At 41.4% G+C, this 15,238-nt stretch carries 13 protein-coding genes; 4 read left to right on the plus strand and 9 right to left on the minus strand.

Going from position 1 to position 15,238, the window contains the following annotated elements; all coding sequences use genetic code 11:
- Window positions 1-84 precede the first annotated feature (84 nt).
- The 4 genes from VQ643_RS00820 (at window position 85) to VQ643_RS00835 (ending at window position 5,347) form a co-directional block, all read left to right on the plus strand.
- The gene (locus VQ643_RS00820) at window positions 85-2,367 is read left to right on the plus strand and encodes a fatty acid cis/trans isomerase (RefSeq protein WP_414197315.1); all 2,283 of its coding nucleotides are present in this window, start codon (window positions 85-87) and stop codon (window positions 2,365-2,367) included.
- A gap of 160 nt (window positions 2,368-2,527) precedes the next feature.
- Window positions 2,528-3,424 (plus strand): AEC family transporter, encoded by an 897-nt coding sequence (locus VQ643_RS00825; protein WP_414197317.1) that lies wholly within the window; start codon window positions 2,528-2,530, stop codon window positions 3,422-3,424.
- 81 nt (window positions 3,425-3,505) lie between these two features.
- On the plus strand, window positions 3,506-4,552 hold the full coding sequence (locus VQ643_RS00830) for an alpha/beta hydrolase (protein ID WP_414197318.1): 1,047 nt from the start codon (window positions 3,506-3,508) through the stop codon (window positions 4,550-4,552).
- A gap of 429 nt (window positions 4,553-4,981) precedes the next feature.
- A complete protein-coding gene (locus VQ643_RS00835) occupies window positions 4,982-5,347 on the plus strand; it encodes a hypothetical protein (protein WP_414197320.1) in 366 nt (121 codons plus the stop codon).
- A gap of 82 nt (window positions 5,348-5,429) precedes the next feature.
- Here the strand turns inward: VQ643_RS00835 and VQ643_RS00840 are convergent, their stop codons facing one another.
- From VQ643_RS00840 to VQ643_RS00880, 9 genes are all read right to left on the minus strand, one after another.
- Window positions 5,430-7,025: an isocitrate lyase gene (locus tag VQ643_RS00840; RefSeq protein ID WP_414197321.1), complete on the minus strand. Its 1,596-nt coding sequence runs from the start codon at window positions 7,023-7,025 to the stop codon at window positions 5,430-5,432.
- Between the two features lie 470 nt (window positions 7,026-7,495).
- Window positions 7,496-8,299: a secretin N-terminal domain-containing protein gene (locus VQ643_RS00845; protein ID WP_414197323.1), complete on the minus strand. Its 804-nt coding sequence runs from the start codon at window positions 8,297-8,299 to the stop codon at window positions 7,496-7,498.
- Between the two features lie 18 nt (window positions 8,300-8,317).
- Complete coding sequence (locus tag VQ643_RS00850) at window positions 8,318-8,749, minus strand: GNAT family N-acetyltransferase (protein WP_414197325.1); 432 nt, start codon at window positions 8,747-8,749, stop codon at window positions 8,318-8,320.
- Window positions 8,739-9,890: a JmjC domain-containing protein gene (locus VQ643_RS00855; RefSeq protein ID WP_414197441.1), complete on the minus strand. Its 1,152-nt coding sequence runs from the start codon at window positions 9,888-9,890 to the stop codon at window positions 8,739-8,741. Before VQ643_RS00855 ends, VQ643_RS00850 begins: the two co-directional genes overlap by 11 nt.
- Window positions 9,891-10,010: 120 nt before the next feature.
- Window positions 10,011-11,381, minus strand: coding sequence for an adenylosuccinate lyase (gene purB / locus VQ643_RS00860; RefSeq protein ID WP_414197326.1), 1,371 nt, complete (start codon window positions 11,379-11,381; stop codon window positions 10,011-10,013).
- A gap of 67 nt (window positions 11,382-11,448) precedes the next feature.
- Window positions 11,449-12,300, minus strand: coding sequence for a DMT family transporter (locus VQ643_RS00865; protein ID WP_414197327.1), 852 nt, complete (start codon window positions 12,298-12,300; stop codon window positions 11,449-11,451).
- 411 nt (window positions 12,301-12,711) lie between these two features.
- Window positions 12,712-13,326 (minus strand): high frequency lysogenization protein HflD, encoded by a 615-nt coding sequence (hflD, locus tag VQ643_RS00870; protein WP_414197329.1) that lies wholly within the window; start codon window positions 13,324-13,326, stop codon window positions 12,712-12,714.
- Window positions 13,323-14,441, minus strand: a complete 1,119-nt coding sequence (gene mnmA, locus VQ643_RS00875; RefSeq protein WP_414197330.1) for a tRNA 2-thiouridine(34) synthase MnmA — start codon at window positions 14,439-14,441, stop codon at window positions 13,323-13,325. Before mnmA ends, hflD begins: the two co-directional genes overlap by 4 nt.
- 69 nt (window positions 14,442-14,510) lie before the next feature.
- A complete protein-coding gene (locus tag VQ643_RS00880) occupies window positions 14,511-14,948 on the minus strand; it encodes an NUDIX hydrolase (RefSeq protein WP_414197332.1) in 438 nt (145 codons plus the stop codon).
- Window positions 14,949-15,238 lie beyond the last annotated feature (290 nt).

Raw genomic sequence — 15,238 nt, forward strand, 5'->3', positions numbered from 1 at the left:
AAGTGCTATTTGGTTTTATTCCTTTATATACTAAACTAAATATTTTGTTATAACTTATAGTTAAAATAATAAGGCGTTTATTCAATGCGTAACCTCATTTTAGGTATCTCGGTTTGGCTACTTTGCGCAGCTAGCAGTCTGGCTCAACCCTTATCTTATACAAAAGATATACAGCCTATTTTTACTGAGCGTTGCGTTGCCTGTCATGCCTGCTATGACTCACCTTGCCAGCTTAATTTAGGGAGTGGTGAAGGTGTTGCACGGGGCGCTAGTAAGCTTTCTGTTTACAATGGTGCGCGTTTAAAAACACAGGATACGACACGCATTTTTGTTGATGCCTTTGGCGCGCCTGCATGGAAAGAGAAAGGTTTTCATGACGTTGTAGCACAAAAAGAACAACAAGTAGCATTGCTAGGGCGTATGCTGCAGCTTGGCAAAGAGCAGCCTTTTGAACCTAATAAGCGCTTACCCGAAAAGTTAGATATTAGTATTGATCGTATTAACCAATGTGTTACTGATACCGAGTTTGATGCCTACGCTGCCGCAGTAGCGCATGGCGGTATGCCATTTGGTGTTACAGGATTAACGCCTGAGCAGTACGACACAGTGCAAGCATGGCTGAAGCAGAAGGCACCTATAGATTGGAAAGTTTGGCAACCGGATGCCTACGAGCAGCAACAGATCGCGAAATGGGAATCTGAATTTAATAAAATAGGCGCTCGTGAATCCTTGGTTAATCGCTGGTTGTTTGAGCATTTGTTTCTTGCTCATTTATATTTTCCTGACAGCAAAGAAGGGCGCTTCTTTCAAATCGTTCGTTCGCGTACACCTATTGGCGAACCTATAGAAGTTATCAACACTCGTCGCCCAAATGACGATCCTGGGCTAAAGTTTTTTTACCGTATCCGCCCTGTGCCTGATGTCATAGTGCATAAAACCCATATTACCTTTGAGCTAAATGATGAAAAACTAGCTAACATTGATCAGTTGTTTTATCAAAATAATTGGGTTAACGATAAACTACCTGCTTATGGCGCTGTACAAAGTGCTAATCCATTCAAAACCTTTGAGGCAATACCAGCACAAGCACGTTATCAATTTATGTTAGATAATGCCGAGTATTTTGTGCGAACCTTTATTCGAGGACCGGTCTGCCGCGGACAAATTGCGACTGATGTTATACGTGACCATTTTTGGGCATTTTTCCAAGATCCTAAGCATGATATTTATGTCAATAATGCGAAGTTTCGCAAGGAGTCTACAGACTTACTTGCCATGCCAGGGCAGTTTGATGATCTAGGCGACTTATACCACTCATGGAAAAAGCATCGTAAAATTCGTAATGAATATGAAGACTTACGCCGTGAGTATTACAGTTACGCAGAAGTAGCAGATTGGGGACATATTTGGTCGGGTAATGATAATGCACTACTCACTATTTTCCGCCAACATGACAGTGCTTCTGTACGCAAAGGTTTAATTGGTGATGTGCCGCAAACTATGTGGTGGCTAGATTTTCCTTTATTTGAACGCACTTATTACGAACTAGTGGTCAACTTTGATGTATTTGGTAATGTTTCGCACCAAGCCCAAACCCGCCTTTATTTTGATTTAATTCGTAATGGCGCAGAGGTTAACTTTCTGCGTTTAATGCCACCTGAAACACGCAAAACCTATTTGAAAAGCTGGTATCAACGAGCTGGAAAGATAAAAGCGTGGTTTGATTACACAGATATCGACAAAAAAACAGAAACGGCGTTAGCGTTACCAGAGGAAGGAGCGCGCGAAGCCTTTGCGCAGCAATTGTTAATGCGCTTTGAAGCCATTAATGCGCGGGCAGATTATATTAATCGCTGCTATACAGGCAAGGAGTGCTTCAATCCTAACCTTGATCAGGAAATGGCTGATACAGAACAGTTGCTCAGTGAAATTGCCAGTATTCCAGCCAAGCAACTACCTATTATCAATTTCTTACCTGAAGCTAGTATTTTGCGGGTGCAACGTAGTGACGCCAGCCGTGAAATCTATAGCATCATGCGCAATAGAGCGCACACTAATGTTGCCTTTATGATAGGAGAATCGCTACGTTTACAACCAGAAAAAGACAGTTTAACGGTTTACCCAGAAGTGCTTAGCAGCTATCCAAACTTTATTTTTAATGTCAAAACCTACGATATGCCTGAGTTTATTCGTTTATGGAAGTCCATTAAAACGCAGCAAGACTTTACTCAAATGGTTGACCGTTTTGGTATCCGTCGTACCCATCCAGCCTTTTGGTTTTACTTTCATGATGTAGCGGCACATATTAAAGAATCACAGCCTATTGAGTTTGGCGTGTTAGATATGAATAGGTATGAAAACCTTTAAGTAGTGCAAGAGGACGTGTTTTGTTACATTTGAAACAATGTTAAACTTGTACGACTTTCGGCTAGTGCCCTAATTGATGTAATACAGCCCTGCGACTGTTTTGAAGATTTTCGCGCTAAAAATGTATTTTCGCAAATCAACTACAGTTGTTACTAGGTATATGGATAGTCTACTTTTTTTAGCTATTGGTTTAGGCGTTATAACACGTCGTTTTCTTAATGCCCCAGAGAACATGGTTGCCTGTGTTAACTGGTGGCTCATTCATATCGCATTACCTTGCGTTGTCATACGTTTAATGCCTGCTTTAGATCTAGCGCATGCTAGTCTTTATCCTATTCTCGCTATGTGGGTTGCCTTTGTTGTAGGTGCTTTAGTACTAGCTGCCATTGGCCGCGCTTTTAACTGGTCAAGAGCCACTGTTTGTACCGTTATATTGGTAGGAGGAATAGGTAATACTGCGTTCTTTGGCTATCCTATAGTTTCTTCTTACTACGCAGATCAAGGCTTAGCTATTGCGGTACTCAGCGATCAATTGGGCACCTTTATTATTCTATCGACCTTTGGCCTTGCATTACTTGCCATAGGTACAGGGCAGAAACTAACTGCAAAATCTATGTTTAAGCAGGTGATGAGCTTTCCACCTATGTTTGCACTTATCATAGGCTTAACGGTGAATTTTACATATGGCCCTCTGCCAGCTTGGATTGATCAACCACTGAGTAAGATGGCCGCTACGTTAAGCCCACTGGCTCTATTTAGTGTGGGCATGCAAATTAAGTTGAAAGTCGTACGTGAAGAATTATTGCCAATCTTTGTTGGCATCGGGTGGAAACTTATTTTTGCGCCATTAGTGGTAGTTGCCTTAGGCTATGCCGTAGGCGCGCAGACACTTGCCATTCAAGTAACTGCATTAGAGGCAGGTATGTCGACTATGATTGTAGCTGTTATTCTAGCGCAGCGTGCCGGACTTAAAGGTGACTTAGCTGTAGCCATACTCGGTTATAGCATTATTGCTTCTTTTGCAACCTTACCCGCTATTCATTACCTATTAAGCTAAGCAATCGAAGCCACTTCTCGTTGCGCATTTAAATGATAATCATTATTATTACTTTTCTTTAACTAAGTAATGAGAAGTAGTATGAAAAAGTGGATTCTGGGTTTTGTATCCTTACTGGTTAGTTGGCAAGGATTCGCGCAAGGAGCAGAGGAGATTGTTATAGGTAAGCGCTATAGCATTAAAGCAAGCGTTTTAGATGAGGATCGCTCGATCCAAGTCTACCTTCCGGCTTCCTATGCGAAAGAAAGTGCGATAAAGCATGCTTATCCTGTAATCTATCTATTAGATGGTGAAAGTAATTTTAATTACTTAACAGCTTTTGTCGAAAAATTAACGCGATCGCCTTACCCTTCAATGCCAGAAGCTATTATTGTTGGTATTGAAAATACTAACCGTACACGTGATTTAACACCTACCGTTAAACAATCTAGTAAGATGAGTGCTGAACAAGATAGTAAAATCAAAGGCGAGACAGGCGGGAATGCTGCTTTCTTTGATTTTTTAGAAAATGATTTATATAGCCATATCAACCAGAATTACAGAACTAATGGCTATAACATTTTTATCGGGCATTCATTTGGCGGGATTACCGCACTTAACCATATGCTCAATGGCAAAGATATATTTAACGCTTACATAGTGCATGACCCTAGTATCTGGTGGGATGAGCAAGTGATGCTAAAACGCTTTCAAGCCAGTAAAGGTAAAGACTTTAACCATAAGTTTTTATTCTTAACACAAGTAGGCGAAAGTGAAAACAAAGGTGCGCAAGGGGATCACTATCAAGGGATTAAAGCCTTTAATCACTATTTACAGACTAAACCTTTTATAAATTTAAACTATCGCTATGTCCAATATGAAGGCGAGAACCATGGAACAGTTCCTTTAAAAGGCAATTTAGACGGTTTACGTTATATTTTTGATGGTTTTAGTATTAACATTAAAGCCATTGCTAGCCATCCTCAATTAATCGAGCAAAGCTTTGCTGCTTTCAATAAAAAAATGCACTTTGAGTTTAAACCAAGCCCAGATTACTTAAATAACGTTATTAGCTTTTTAGAGCAGGGTCAGCATCTTGAATCCATAGCTGTTATCAAGGCATATCAACAAAAACTGTACACTGAATAACCCTATATGGAGCTAGCCCTTAGTAGCCTAAAGTGGTTTTAAAGGCTGCTAAGGGTATATTTTTTTAGATACTATTTTTATATGCTAATACAGGCTAGATTCAAGAATTAATTGGAATGTATTTAATGAATAGATAGATGATACATATTGCACACTTGTTGCTTTTGCATTGCTGCACTTAATATCTCCCAACCACCTGCTTGGTTTTTCTTATGACAGTATTGGTGAAAGTTGGATTAGTTAAAATATATAATAATTATTTAAATAATTTATTTTTATCTAGTATTTAAAGCAATCAGAAAAATATAGGCTATAGTTATCTATATGCTTTGCATGAACACTGTAAACAGAAGCTCTGTTCTTGCTCGCAACTACTTAATAGTTTTTAGGTAAAAAGAGCAGGTAACCCTAAGGAAAGGTATAGCCCGTATGCATTTTAGCTTAGATCGCACAGCTTTAACTAATAAATGCTTTGATTGTTTGCACGGATTTTTATATATAAAAATAATTAATGGAATTGCAGATGGATTTATTTTAAATAGAGGTGATGTGCTTAGCTTGCAAGACTGTTCCAGTATTCGTTTAAATAAAAGACATATGAATCAAATAATAATAAAAGATCGGATTTTTGGCTGCTTATCAGGCGGGGCTTATTGTTACTTTGCAATGCCTGTTATCTTAAAAAATGCAACCTTGGAACAACAAGTTGAGCGATTTTTTCTAGTAACTACTGAGAAAATTATTTTGATAAAGCAAGGTATAGAGCAAGAGATTAGATTCGAGACCGCAACTTAAATGTTATTAAAGCATAGCTAACATAAAAAAGCCCCTACAAAGTAGGGGCTAAAAACACAGTGTAACGCGTTATAACTATGACTTAGAACTGGTTCATTGTGTTGTCTTTACCGCCTGCTTTTAGTGCCGCATCACCAGAGAAGTATTCTTTATGGGTATCGCCCATATCAGAACCTGCCATATTTTGGTGCTTAACACAGGCGATGCCGTTACGAATTTCGCGACGTTGCACGCCTTTCACGTAAGCTAGCATACCTTCTTCAGCAAAGTAGCCTTTAGCTAGATCATCCGTTGATAGTGCCGCTGTGTGGTAAGTTGGTAGCGTAATCAGGTGGTGGAAGATACCCGCTTCACGAGAAGCATCTTTTTGGAAGTTACGGATCTTCTCATCAGCTTCTGCACACAGATCAGTACCGTCATATTCAACGCTCATTAGGTTAGCGCGATCGTAAGCAGAAACATCTTTACCAGCTTCTTTCCACGCATCAAATACTTGTTGACGGAAGTTTAGCGTCCAGTTGAATGATGGGCTGTTGTTATAAACTAACTTAGCATCAGGTACTACGGCACGGATACGATTAACCATTTCAGCAATTTGGCCTACGTGTGGTTTTTCGGTTTCAATCCACAGTAAATCAGCGCCGTTTTGTAGTGAAGTGATGCAGTCTAGAACAACGCGATCAACGCCAGTGTTCGCGCGGAATTGGAATAGACCGCTAGCTAAACGCTTAGGTTTTAGTAGTTTGCCATTAGATTTGATGACTACGTCACCGTTAGAGATCTCGCTCGCATCGCTGATGTAGTCACCATCAAGGAAGCTATTATAAAGATCACCTAAGTCGCCAGGTTCATTAGTTACAGCGATTTGCTTAGTTAAGCCAGCGCCTAATGAGTCAGTACGAGCAACAATTACACCATCATCAACGCCTAGCTCTAAGAAGGCATAACGTACAGCGTTGATTTTAGCTAGGAAGTCTGCATGTGGGACAGTTACTTTACCGTCTTGGTGGCCACATTGTTTTTCGTCAGATACTTGGTTTTCGATTTGAATACAGCAAGCACCTGCTTCAATCATTTGCTTAGCCATTAAGTAAGTGGCTTCTTCGTTACCAAAGCCCGCATCAATGTCAGCAATGATAGGTACTACGTGCGTTTCAAAGCCATCAATTTTAGCTTGGATTTCAGCTTCTTTAGTTTTATCACCCGCAGCACGAGCATCGTCTAACTGGCTGAATAGCAAGTCTAATTCACGTGCGTCTGCTTGACGTAAAAAGGTGTATAGCTCTTCAATTAGAGCGGCAACTGAAGTTTTTTCATGCATAGATTGGTCTGGTAGTGGACCAAACTCAGAGCGTAGTGCTGCAACCATCCAACCTGATAAGTATAGGTAACGCTTATTGGTGGTTTTTAAGTGCTTTTTAATAGAGATCAGTTTTTGCTGACCAATAAAGCCATGCCAGCAGCCCAATGATTGGGTATACACAGAAGAGTCAGCATCGTACTCTGCCATGTCTTTGCGCATAATCGCGGCAGTGTATTTAGCAATGTCTAGACCAGTTTTAAAACGGTTTTGGATACGCATACGAGCTGCGTATTCTGGGTTAATTGCGCTCCAGCCGTTACCTGCTTGTTGTTTCAGAGCAGCAATAGCCTTGATTTCGTTTTGATAAGTAGACATGGACAATCCTTCAAAATAAATAGTTGGTTTAGCACCGACTGCTCACGATATTTGTCTAGTACAAATACTGGTTCGTGATGCTCGCCACCGTTGCCGGTGAAGTGACTTGAATATTGTCTGAGGAGGGGGAGAACAGATTAAGCTAGATGATGGTCTGCTGCATCAGAATAGTCTGACATCCGCTACCAAGGCAAAACACGAGGTTTACTAATCTTCAAGCTAACACTGATTCTTCTGCTATTAGGCTTCCCAGTCCCTCAGGACAACTGTTCCAGTCGCAACCCCGTTAAAGTATTCGGTAAAACCTTTAACACTAGATAATAAATCGTTCGCTTAATTATCTAGGAGACCCATTCAAGAGGCTCTGGCTAGCGGGAGCGGGATTCATAATGCGCTGTGAAAATCCTTTCGTCAATCATTTTGTAGTGTTTTTTTTAGAACACTACAAGAAAGTCGTAGAAACTCATCAGTCACTGGTTTGTCAGCTCTACTTTGACGCGTATGCCTATACTACTTTGGTCAGAATTTTGCTGATATTCATTAATTGCTTGGCCTTGATACTGTTGCTGGGTACTTAGCTTGCCTAACTCAAACCATTGCCCTAAGCGCCCAGTTAATTGGGTACTAATACTACCTGTTTGTACGTTATCTGTGTTGGAATGAGGAGATAAATAACTGCCATCAACTGTTAGCGTAACTTGCTGCCCTTGAACATTGGCGGTAATACGTAAGCCTTGTTCTTGGCTATAGTTTTGCCTGCGTTCGATAATGCGTCCATATTTGTCTTTATATACTTCTGTTACCTGCGGGCGTTGCATGCCGCTTGTAATATTGACGGTTGAGCCTTCAAGAGTACGAAATTGTTGACTACCTTGTAAGTTCGTTAGTCGTGAGTTATGTGATAGGCGATTTTGCGTTCCAGAACCAATTTCCACATGAGAATTGCCTAGCTCAACACGACCTTTAACAGCGTAGTCTTGTTCGTAAGTCTGGCCTGAACCTGTTCGGTCAATGGTGATTAATAGTTGTTTAGGTTCTGTATCTAAGTCGCTGATAAGGCGTTTGATTTCAGCCATTTTGCGAGGATCGTCTGAAGAAATAATCAGCTGATTACCATAGCTGGCAATGTTAGCTTGATCGCCAGCTAAGCGTTGTAGAATGGGCTCTAGATCCGCAGCACTACGATAATTTAATGGCACTACCTCTGTTGCCGCTAAGGCAAAATGAGCTAGCCCAATTAACAATGATGACGCTAAGAGCGAATTCTTCAGCATAGTTAGTTCCTACAAAATTTAAGAGGCTTTGCGCACCATGTTGACGTGCAAAATACCTGCTTCAATAAACTCATCACCATCGATTTGAAAACCAAACTGCTCATAAAAACCTGCAGCATGTGTTTGTGCGTGCAAAGACAGTTGATCGATACCTAATTGCTGGGCGGCCTCTAAAATTTTTTCAATAATAGCTTCGCCAATATGCAGACCACGCCATTCTTTTAGCACGGCCACGCGGCCAACTTCACCATTAGCAAGCAGGCGTGCAGTGCCCACTGCAAAGTCGTTTTCAAAGGCTAAGACGTGTGTTGCACTTAAGTCATCGGCATCCCATTCTTGCTCAGGTGGTATGCCTTGCTCGCGAATAAATACGGCTTCTCGAATACGGCGTAAGTCTGCATTATCGCGGTGCCAGTCAGCAATGCGCAGGGTTAAGTTATTATTCTTCATCGGCAAACTCCAAACTGCCTTGCTTTATTAATTCGCTGATCAAAGTGAGCGCCTCATCATCTTCTAGCCATGGTTGTAGATTAGTTAGATGCAAAGGATCATCCGAACAGATTAGTTTTAGCAATTCAACTAAGTGAGCAGAAAAAAGTCGACTATTTCCACTAACAAAAAGTAGGGCTGCTGGTACATCTTTTTCTAAACGGATTGTACTCCAAGCAAAACGTGCGCTTGGGTTGCGTAAGATCAATGCCCCCTCTATTAGCGCTTGAGTAACTTCATCTTGTTCAACGTCACAGGCTTGGACTCGTTCAGGATATTTTGGTTCGGTCATAAACTGCCCAAACCACGTAAGCAATAAACGGTCATCATTTAACTGTTCATTAATCAGTGCACGTAAGCGCTGGATATCTTCGCTGCGAATTTCCGCGGGATTAGTCGCCAGCGTCATTTGACTATCGCTGTAACGGTCCTCGTCAGGAGAAAATCGGGCAACAAAATCAGTATAGTGCGTAATAATTTCAGCACTACTTGGTGCCCTAAAACCTAATGACCAGGTCATGCATTCGTCATCTTCGGCGATTCCCCAATGGGCTAGGCAAGGAGGGAGGTAGAGCATATCGCCAGGCGATAAAACCCATTCATCGGTATCCATAAAGTGTTCTAGGATACGTAAATCTGGATGTTTTAATAGTGCACTCTGGCTATTGCATGCTTGACCAATTTTCCAACGGCGCTGTCCAGCCGCTTGCAGTAAAAATACATCATAATTATCGTAATGTGGCCCAACACCACCACCTTGAGTGGCATAGCTAATCATTACGTCATCAATCCGCCAGCTAGGAAGAAAACGGAATGACTCTTGTAATTCAGCAACTTCAGGAATGAACTGATCAACTGCTTGAACCAATAAAGTCCAATGCGATGGTGGCAGATTTTCGTAGGTTTGTTCTTCAAAGGGGCCATGCAAAAGCTGCCATGGCGTTTCACCATGTTCAATTATAATACGTGATTCTATTTCACTTTCTAGCGATAAGCCTGCTAACTCATTAGCATCAAGAGGGCTTTGAAAGTTAGGAAATGCATTTCGAATTAATAATGGTTTTTTTTGCCAATAATCACGCAAAAAAACCTCAGCAGTCATCCCACCCAGTACTTCTAGTGGAGTATTAGAAAAGTTAGACAAGTGATTGATTCCGCATATAATTTATAAAGATAAAAACGCCCAGCAAAGGCTGGGCGCTTCATACTAGGCTAATACAATTTAAACGCGTTTAGCTTGAGCCACAGCATTACCAATATAGTTTGCTGGAGTCAGTGCGCGCAATTCAATTTTGGCTGATTCGGGTAAATCAAGTGTATCTATAAATGCCAATAAAGCTTGGGCGCTAATGCCTTTGCCGCGGGTTAAATCCTTAAGTTTTTCATATGGATTTTCAATACCATAGCGACGCATTACGGTTTGCACTGGCTCAGCAAGCACTTCCCAGCAATGATCTAAGTCTTCTGCCAAGCGCGCCGCATTGAGTTCTAGTTTGCTAATACCTTTCAACGAGGCTTCGTAGGCAATCACGCTGTGAGCAAAGCCTACACCTAAGTTACGTAGTACGGTAGAGTCTGTTAAATCGCGCTGCCAACGTGAAACAGGTAGTTTGCTGGCAAGATGCTGGAAGATGGCATTAGCAATGCCAAGGTTGCCTTCAGAGTTTTCAAAGTCAATTGGGTTGACTTTATGCGGCATGGTTGATGAGCCAATTTCACCTGCTACTGTTTTTTGTTTGAAATAACCAAGGGAGATGTAGCCCCAAATATCACGGTCTAAATCAATCAAAATAGTATTAAAACGTGCGATGGCATCAAACAGCTCAGCAATGTAGTCGTGTGGCTCAATTTGTGTCGTATAAGGATTCCAAGCGAGGCCTAGATCTTCCTCAATAAATTCGCGAGCATTAGCCTCCCAATCAATGTTTGGATAAGCGCTTAGGTGTGCATTGTAATTACCCACAGCACCATTGATTTTACCCAGTAATGGAACAGCTTTTACTTGTGCAATTTGGCGCTCAAGGCGATAAACCACATTAGCTAATTCTTTGCCCATGGTAGTAGGTGACGCGGGCTGACCATGGGTGCGTGATAACATAGGCACTTCCGCAAACTCAACAGCCAGTTTGCGTAAGTTGTCAGCTATTTTTTGCATTAATGGTAATAGTACGTTATCACGACCTTCACGCAGCATAAGTGCATGAGATAGGTTGTTAATGTCTTCACTGGTGCAGGCAAAGTGAATAAATTCACTGACTTTAGCAAGCTCTGGTAACTTCTGAGCTTGTTCTTTTAAAAGATACTCAACCGCTTTAACGTCATGATTAGTTGTGCGCTCAAATTCTTTAACGCGCTCAGCCTGTTCGACCTGAAAGTTTTCTGCCAATTGGTTTAGTAATTCGTTGGCTTGAGCCGAGAAAGCGGTTACTTCACCGATTTCTGCATGCGCGGCTAAGCGCTGTAACCAGCGCACTTCAACGTGAACACGGCTACGAATTAAACCAAACTCACTGAAAATAGGGCGAAGTGCGGACGTTTTGCTGCCATAGCGACCATCAACAGGTGATACGGCAGTAAGCGAGGAAAGCTGCATGGTGCGATCTCTTGCAAAGGATTAATCAATGGAAGCGCTATAGTCTACAGCAAATAGCCATTAAGAGTTAGCGCTTACGGTAAACCAATGCTAAAACGCTAGATGCAATAATGAGTAATGCCCCTAAAACTGAGGCAATATCAGGCACCTCGTTCCAGCGCATCCAGCCAAAAATGCCAGCAAAAATAATTGCACTATAAGCAAAAGGGCCTATTACCGTAGGTGAAGCTTGGGTATAGGCTTTAGACATGGTTATCTGTGCGAAAGCAGCGAGCAATCCTGCAATACCCATCCATAATAAATTTTGTGAGCTAACAGGCTGCCAGGCCCAAATTAGCGGAATAGAAGATAATAAAGTGCTAAAGAGTGCAAAGTAGAAAACAATACGAAAAGCTGGCTCAGTATCACTCATTTCGCGAATAGAAACATAGGCAGTAGCCGCCATGATACTGGCGCCTAACCCCACCAAAGAAAGCAAGTTAAATAACGCATTACTTGGTTTGGCTACCAATAAAACGCCAACTAAACCTAATAATGAAAAAAATAAAACACGCTTAGATAAAGGCTCTTTTAACCAAAAATATGCAATAAAGGGCATAAACACAGGGGCGGCATAAGTGAATACCATGGCGTCGCTAAGTGGTAAATGGGCAATCGCATAAAAGAAGCAATACATTGCAGCCAACCCATAAAAACCACGCCAAAAATGAGATTTAAGTTTTTGTGTTTTAAAAGGCGTAAAGCCTTTTGTCATGAGCATAGGAATAAAAAATAGAAACCCAACCAGATTGCGTACAAATACTATGGTTTCATTATTAACATTAGCTGAAGCTTCACGCACAGCTACGCCCATTGCAGCAAAGAGTAATGCTGATAAGGCTAGAAATGCAGCACCTAAAAACGGACGAGAGGTTCTCATAAGTGACTTCTTAAAAGGGAGAGTTTGGCTATTAGCATAGCTAAAAAAAACCTAAGAAGTAGGCTTCTGTATAATGATTTTTAGTTGCAATGTTAGGCTAAAAAATCCTATAAAACTTTAGTTGCGACCCTAACATTAAAAGGCCATGGTTAACTCAAAGGTGTTAGATGTCAGCGCAAATACTTTATTTTAAAGAATGTTTGGCAAATAAAGGTTTAGTGGTAAGTAGGCTTTTAAGCGTACAGCACAGTAACGACAATCTGTTATTGATTGGTAGTAGGGCATCTTAGTGAATAGCTGCAAAATAAAGAGGCACAGTTAACCTTAATTATTGGTTATCCTCTACAAAGAGTAATTTTTTTAAGCTAACAGGCGTTAGGTTAAATGCAGCGTTATTCGACTTAAAACTGACTAAAAACGCTGTTTTAAAGTAGCTAGTAACTTTCCGCGGCTAAATACAAGCTGCCAGCGATGGCCGCCCAGCTGACGCCATAGCATAGCGCAACGAATTCCTGCAAATAGCAAGGCTCTAACACGTGCTGCTGTTGACTCTTGCTGTAAATAACGCACCTCACCATGGACCTGTATGCGCTGACGGAAAGTGCTAATAGTATCTTGGTAAAGGCTGGCAATAGCAGCAATCACATTTTCATGAGTAATGCCAAACATCTGGACTTGCTGCTCTATACGATCAAGACGCTTGGCAATGAGTGCGAGCATTTCTGGTTTTTTCATCAGTTGGCGTTCTAACGAAATAATAGAGAGTGCATAGCGCAACGCTTCTCGTGGAAGTTCGTTAGGATCATGGTTAAGAGCGCCCTTTAGTGCTTTATAACCATCACGTAAGTTTAAATCATCTCCTCCAAAAACCTCCAGGGTTGTTTGGGGATTGCGGATCAGCAAGGTGCCTAATAGCGTGCTCAGAACAGCAGGAGGAATCTGTCCAACTTGTGCAATATGATCAACACTAGAGGCTGCTTGAAAAACACCTGCTAATGCAGTTAGCTGTTCTTGGGTCTTATTCATGGTCGTTTTATCTCGCTATCCCATGCTGTTGTGGTTTCTATAATGCCACCGCCTAGACAAATTTCACCCTCATAAAATACGACTGACTGCCCTGGAGTCACGGCTCTTTGTGGTTCATCAAAGGTAACTAAATAACCAGTAGCAGTTTGTTCTAAAGTGCAGCTTTGATCAGGCTGACGATAGCGTACCTTGGCAGTTAACTTTAATGGCTGCGTCAGTTCAATAGGATTTACCCACATGATTGAACTGGTCGTTAATGTACGTGAAAATAACCAAGGATTTTCGTTACCTTGGCCCACAATAAGCACATTGCGCACCATATCTTTAGCGAGCACATACCAAGGATCATCATTTGCATTTTTCATGCCGCCAATACCTAAGCCCTGACGCTGTCCAATAGTGTGATACATCAAACCGTTATGAGTACCAATCAGCTGGCCGTCAGTGGTTTCAATATTGCCTGGCTGAGCAGGTAAGTATTGCTTTAAAAAGTCAGTAAAACGACGCTCACCAATAAAACAAATGCCTGTTGAGTCTTTCTTTTTAGCGGTAATTAAACCATGCATTTCAGCAATGGCGCGCACTTCTGGTTTTTCTAATTCGCCCACTGGAAATAATGATTGACCAATTTCATTACCACCAACAGCATGCAGGAAGTAACTTTGATCTTTATTGTTATCCAAACCTTTAAGTAGCTGTGTTTGGCCATTAATATCGCGGCGACGGACATAGTGTCCAGTGGCAATAAGATCTGCACCTAAGCTTTTGGCGTAGTCGAGGAAGGCTTTGAATTTAATTTCGCGATTACACAAAATATCTGGATTAGGCGTACGTCCTGCCTTGTATTCCTCTAAAAAGTGTTCAAAAACAAAATCCCAGTATTCCGCTGCAAAGTTAGCCGTGTGTAACTTAATGCCTAATTTATCGCAGACAGCTTGAGCGTCAGCCAAGTCCTCCTTGGCGGTACAGTATTCAGTACCGTCATCTTCCTCCCAGTTTTTCATAAACAGGCCTTCTACTTGATAGCCTTGCTCCATGAGTAAAAGGGCTGATACAGAGGAGTCTACGCCGCCAGACATGCCGACAATAACGCGAGTTGTTGCTGGGTTGTACATAATGATCTATGAGTTAATTTAAGAAAAAAGATAGTTTAGCAGATTACATTAGAAAAGCCTGTAAGCTACTTAGCGTAAAACATCTAAATTGTAATGAGGCTTATTAAGGTAATCATCAATACACTGCAAAACCATAGGGCTGCGCCATTGTGCTTCTAGGCTAAGCAATTCCTCACGAGTGCACCAATGGGGACCAAGAATGCCTGCGTCTAAAGTCGCATCAGTATGGTGCTTAATTGGCTTAGCTGCAAAACACACACGTTGATAGGTCACCGCATTAGCAGGTGCCGTATATAAATAGATACCTGTTACAGCAAAAGGCTTAACTTCCCAGCCTGTTTCCTCCATGGTTTCACGGATGCTAGCCTGAATTAGCGACTCATTGGCTTCAAGGTGACCCGCAGGTTGATTAAAGACCTCTCGACCATTGATTAATTCTTTTACCAACAAAAACCTTCCTTGATCCTCTATAATGGTAGCGACTGTTACATGAGGTAAAAAACGCATAAAGTTGCCTCTGAACTAATTTGAGTAATGAAAGCCTATACCTAGATCACAAACTTTGCATTTATTATGCTTAACTTTTCAGTCATACGACTGTTGTAGTATATGTGTAGCGCTACATTTATTTGACTACAATGCCTGTTTCAGACAAGGTTATGCAATTCTAAGAAATTCAGCCACTTAGACTGATTTCTTATAGCGCTTAGTCGCATTTAGGCGATGGGCATATCGCTCAAGCCAAGGAATTTCGCCTGCCAAATAAACAGTTTGGTAGGTCATGTCCACCTAATTGA

Origin of the sequence: Pseudomonas sp. F1_0610 (assembly GCF_047470865.1) — a bacterium.
Classification (GTDB): domain Bacteria; phylum Pseudomonadota; class Gammaproteobacteria; order Pseudomonadales; family Pseudomonadaceae; genus JAZDRH01.

Coding starts and splice junctions, on each gene's coding strand:
- VQ643_RS00820 (WP_414197315.1), top strand. CDS start 85: ATGCGTAACCTCATTTTAGGTATCTCGGTTTGGCTACTTTGCGCAGCT.
- VQ643_RS00825 (WP_414197317.1), top strand. CDS start 2,528: ATGGATAGTCTACTTTTTTTAGCTATTGGTTTAGGCGTTATAACACGT.
- VQ643_RS00830 (WP_414197318.1), top strand. CDS start 3,506: ATGAAAAAGTGGATTCTGGGTTTTGTATCCTTACTGGTTAGTTGGCAA.
- VQ643_RS00835 (WP_414197320.1), top strand. CDS start 4,982: ATGCATTTTAGCTTAGATCGCACAGCTTTAACTAATAAATGCTTTGAT.
- VQ643_RS00840 (WP_414197321.1), bottom strand. CDS start 7,025: ATGTCTACTTATCAAAACGAAATCAAGGCTATTGCTGCTCTGAAACAA.
- VQ643_RS00845 (WP_414197323.1), bottom strand. CDS start 8,299: ATGCTGAAGAATTCGCTCTTAGCGTCATCATTGTTAATTGGGCTAGCT.
- VQ643_RS00850 (WP_414197325.1), bottom strand. CDS start 8,749: ATGAAGAATAATAACTTAACCCTGCGCATTGCTGACTGGCACCGCGAT.
- VQ643_RS00855 (WP_414197441.1), bottom strand. CDS start 9,890: ATGACTGCTGAGGTTTTTTTGCGTGATTATTGGCAAAAAAAACCATTA.
- purB (WP_414197326.1), bottom strand. CDS start 11,381: ATGCAGCTTTCCTCGCTTACTGCCGTATCACCTGTTGATGGTCGCTAT.
- VQ643_RS00865 (WP_414197327.1), bottom strand. CDS start 12,300: ATGAGAACCTCTCGTCCGTTTTTAGGTGCTGCATTTCTAGCCTTATCA.
- hflD (WP_414197329.1), bottom strand. CDS start 13,326: ATGAATAAGACCCAAGAACAGCTAACTGCATTAGCAGGTGTTTTTCAA.
- mnmA (WP_414197330.1), bottom strand. CDS start 14,441: ATGTACAACCCAGCAACAACTCGCGTTATTGTCGGCATGTCTGGCGGC.
- VQ643_RS00880 (WP_414197332.1), bottom strand. CDS start 14,948: ATGCGTTTTTTACCTCATGTAACAGTCGCTACCATTATAGAGGATCAA.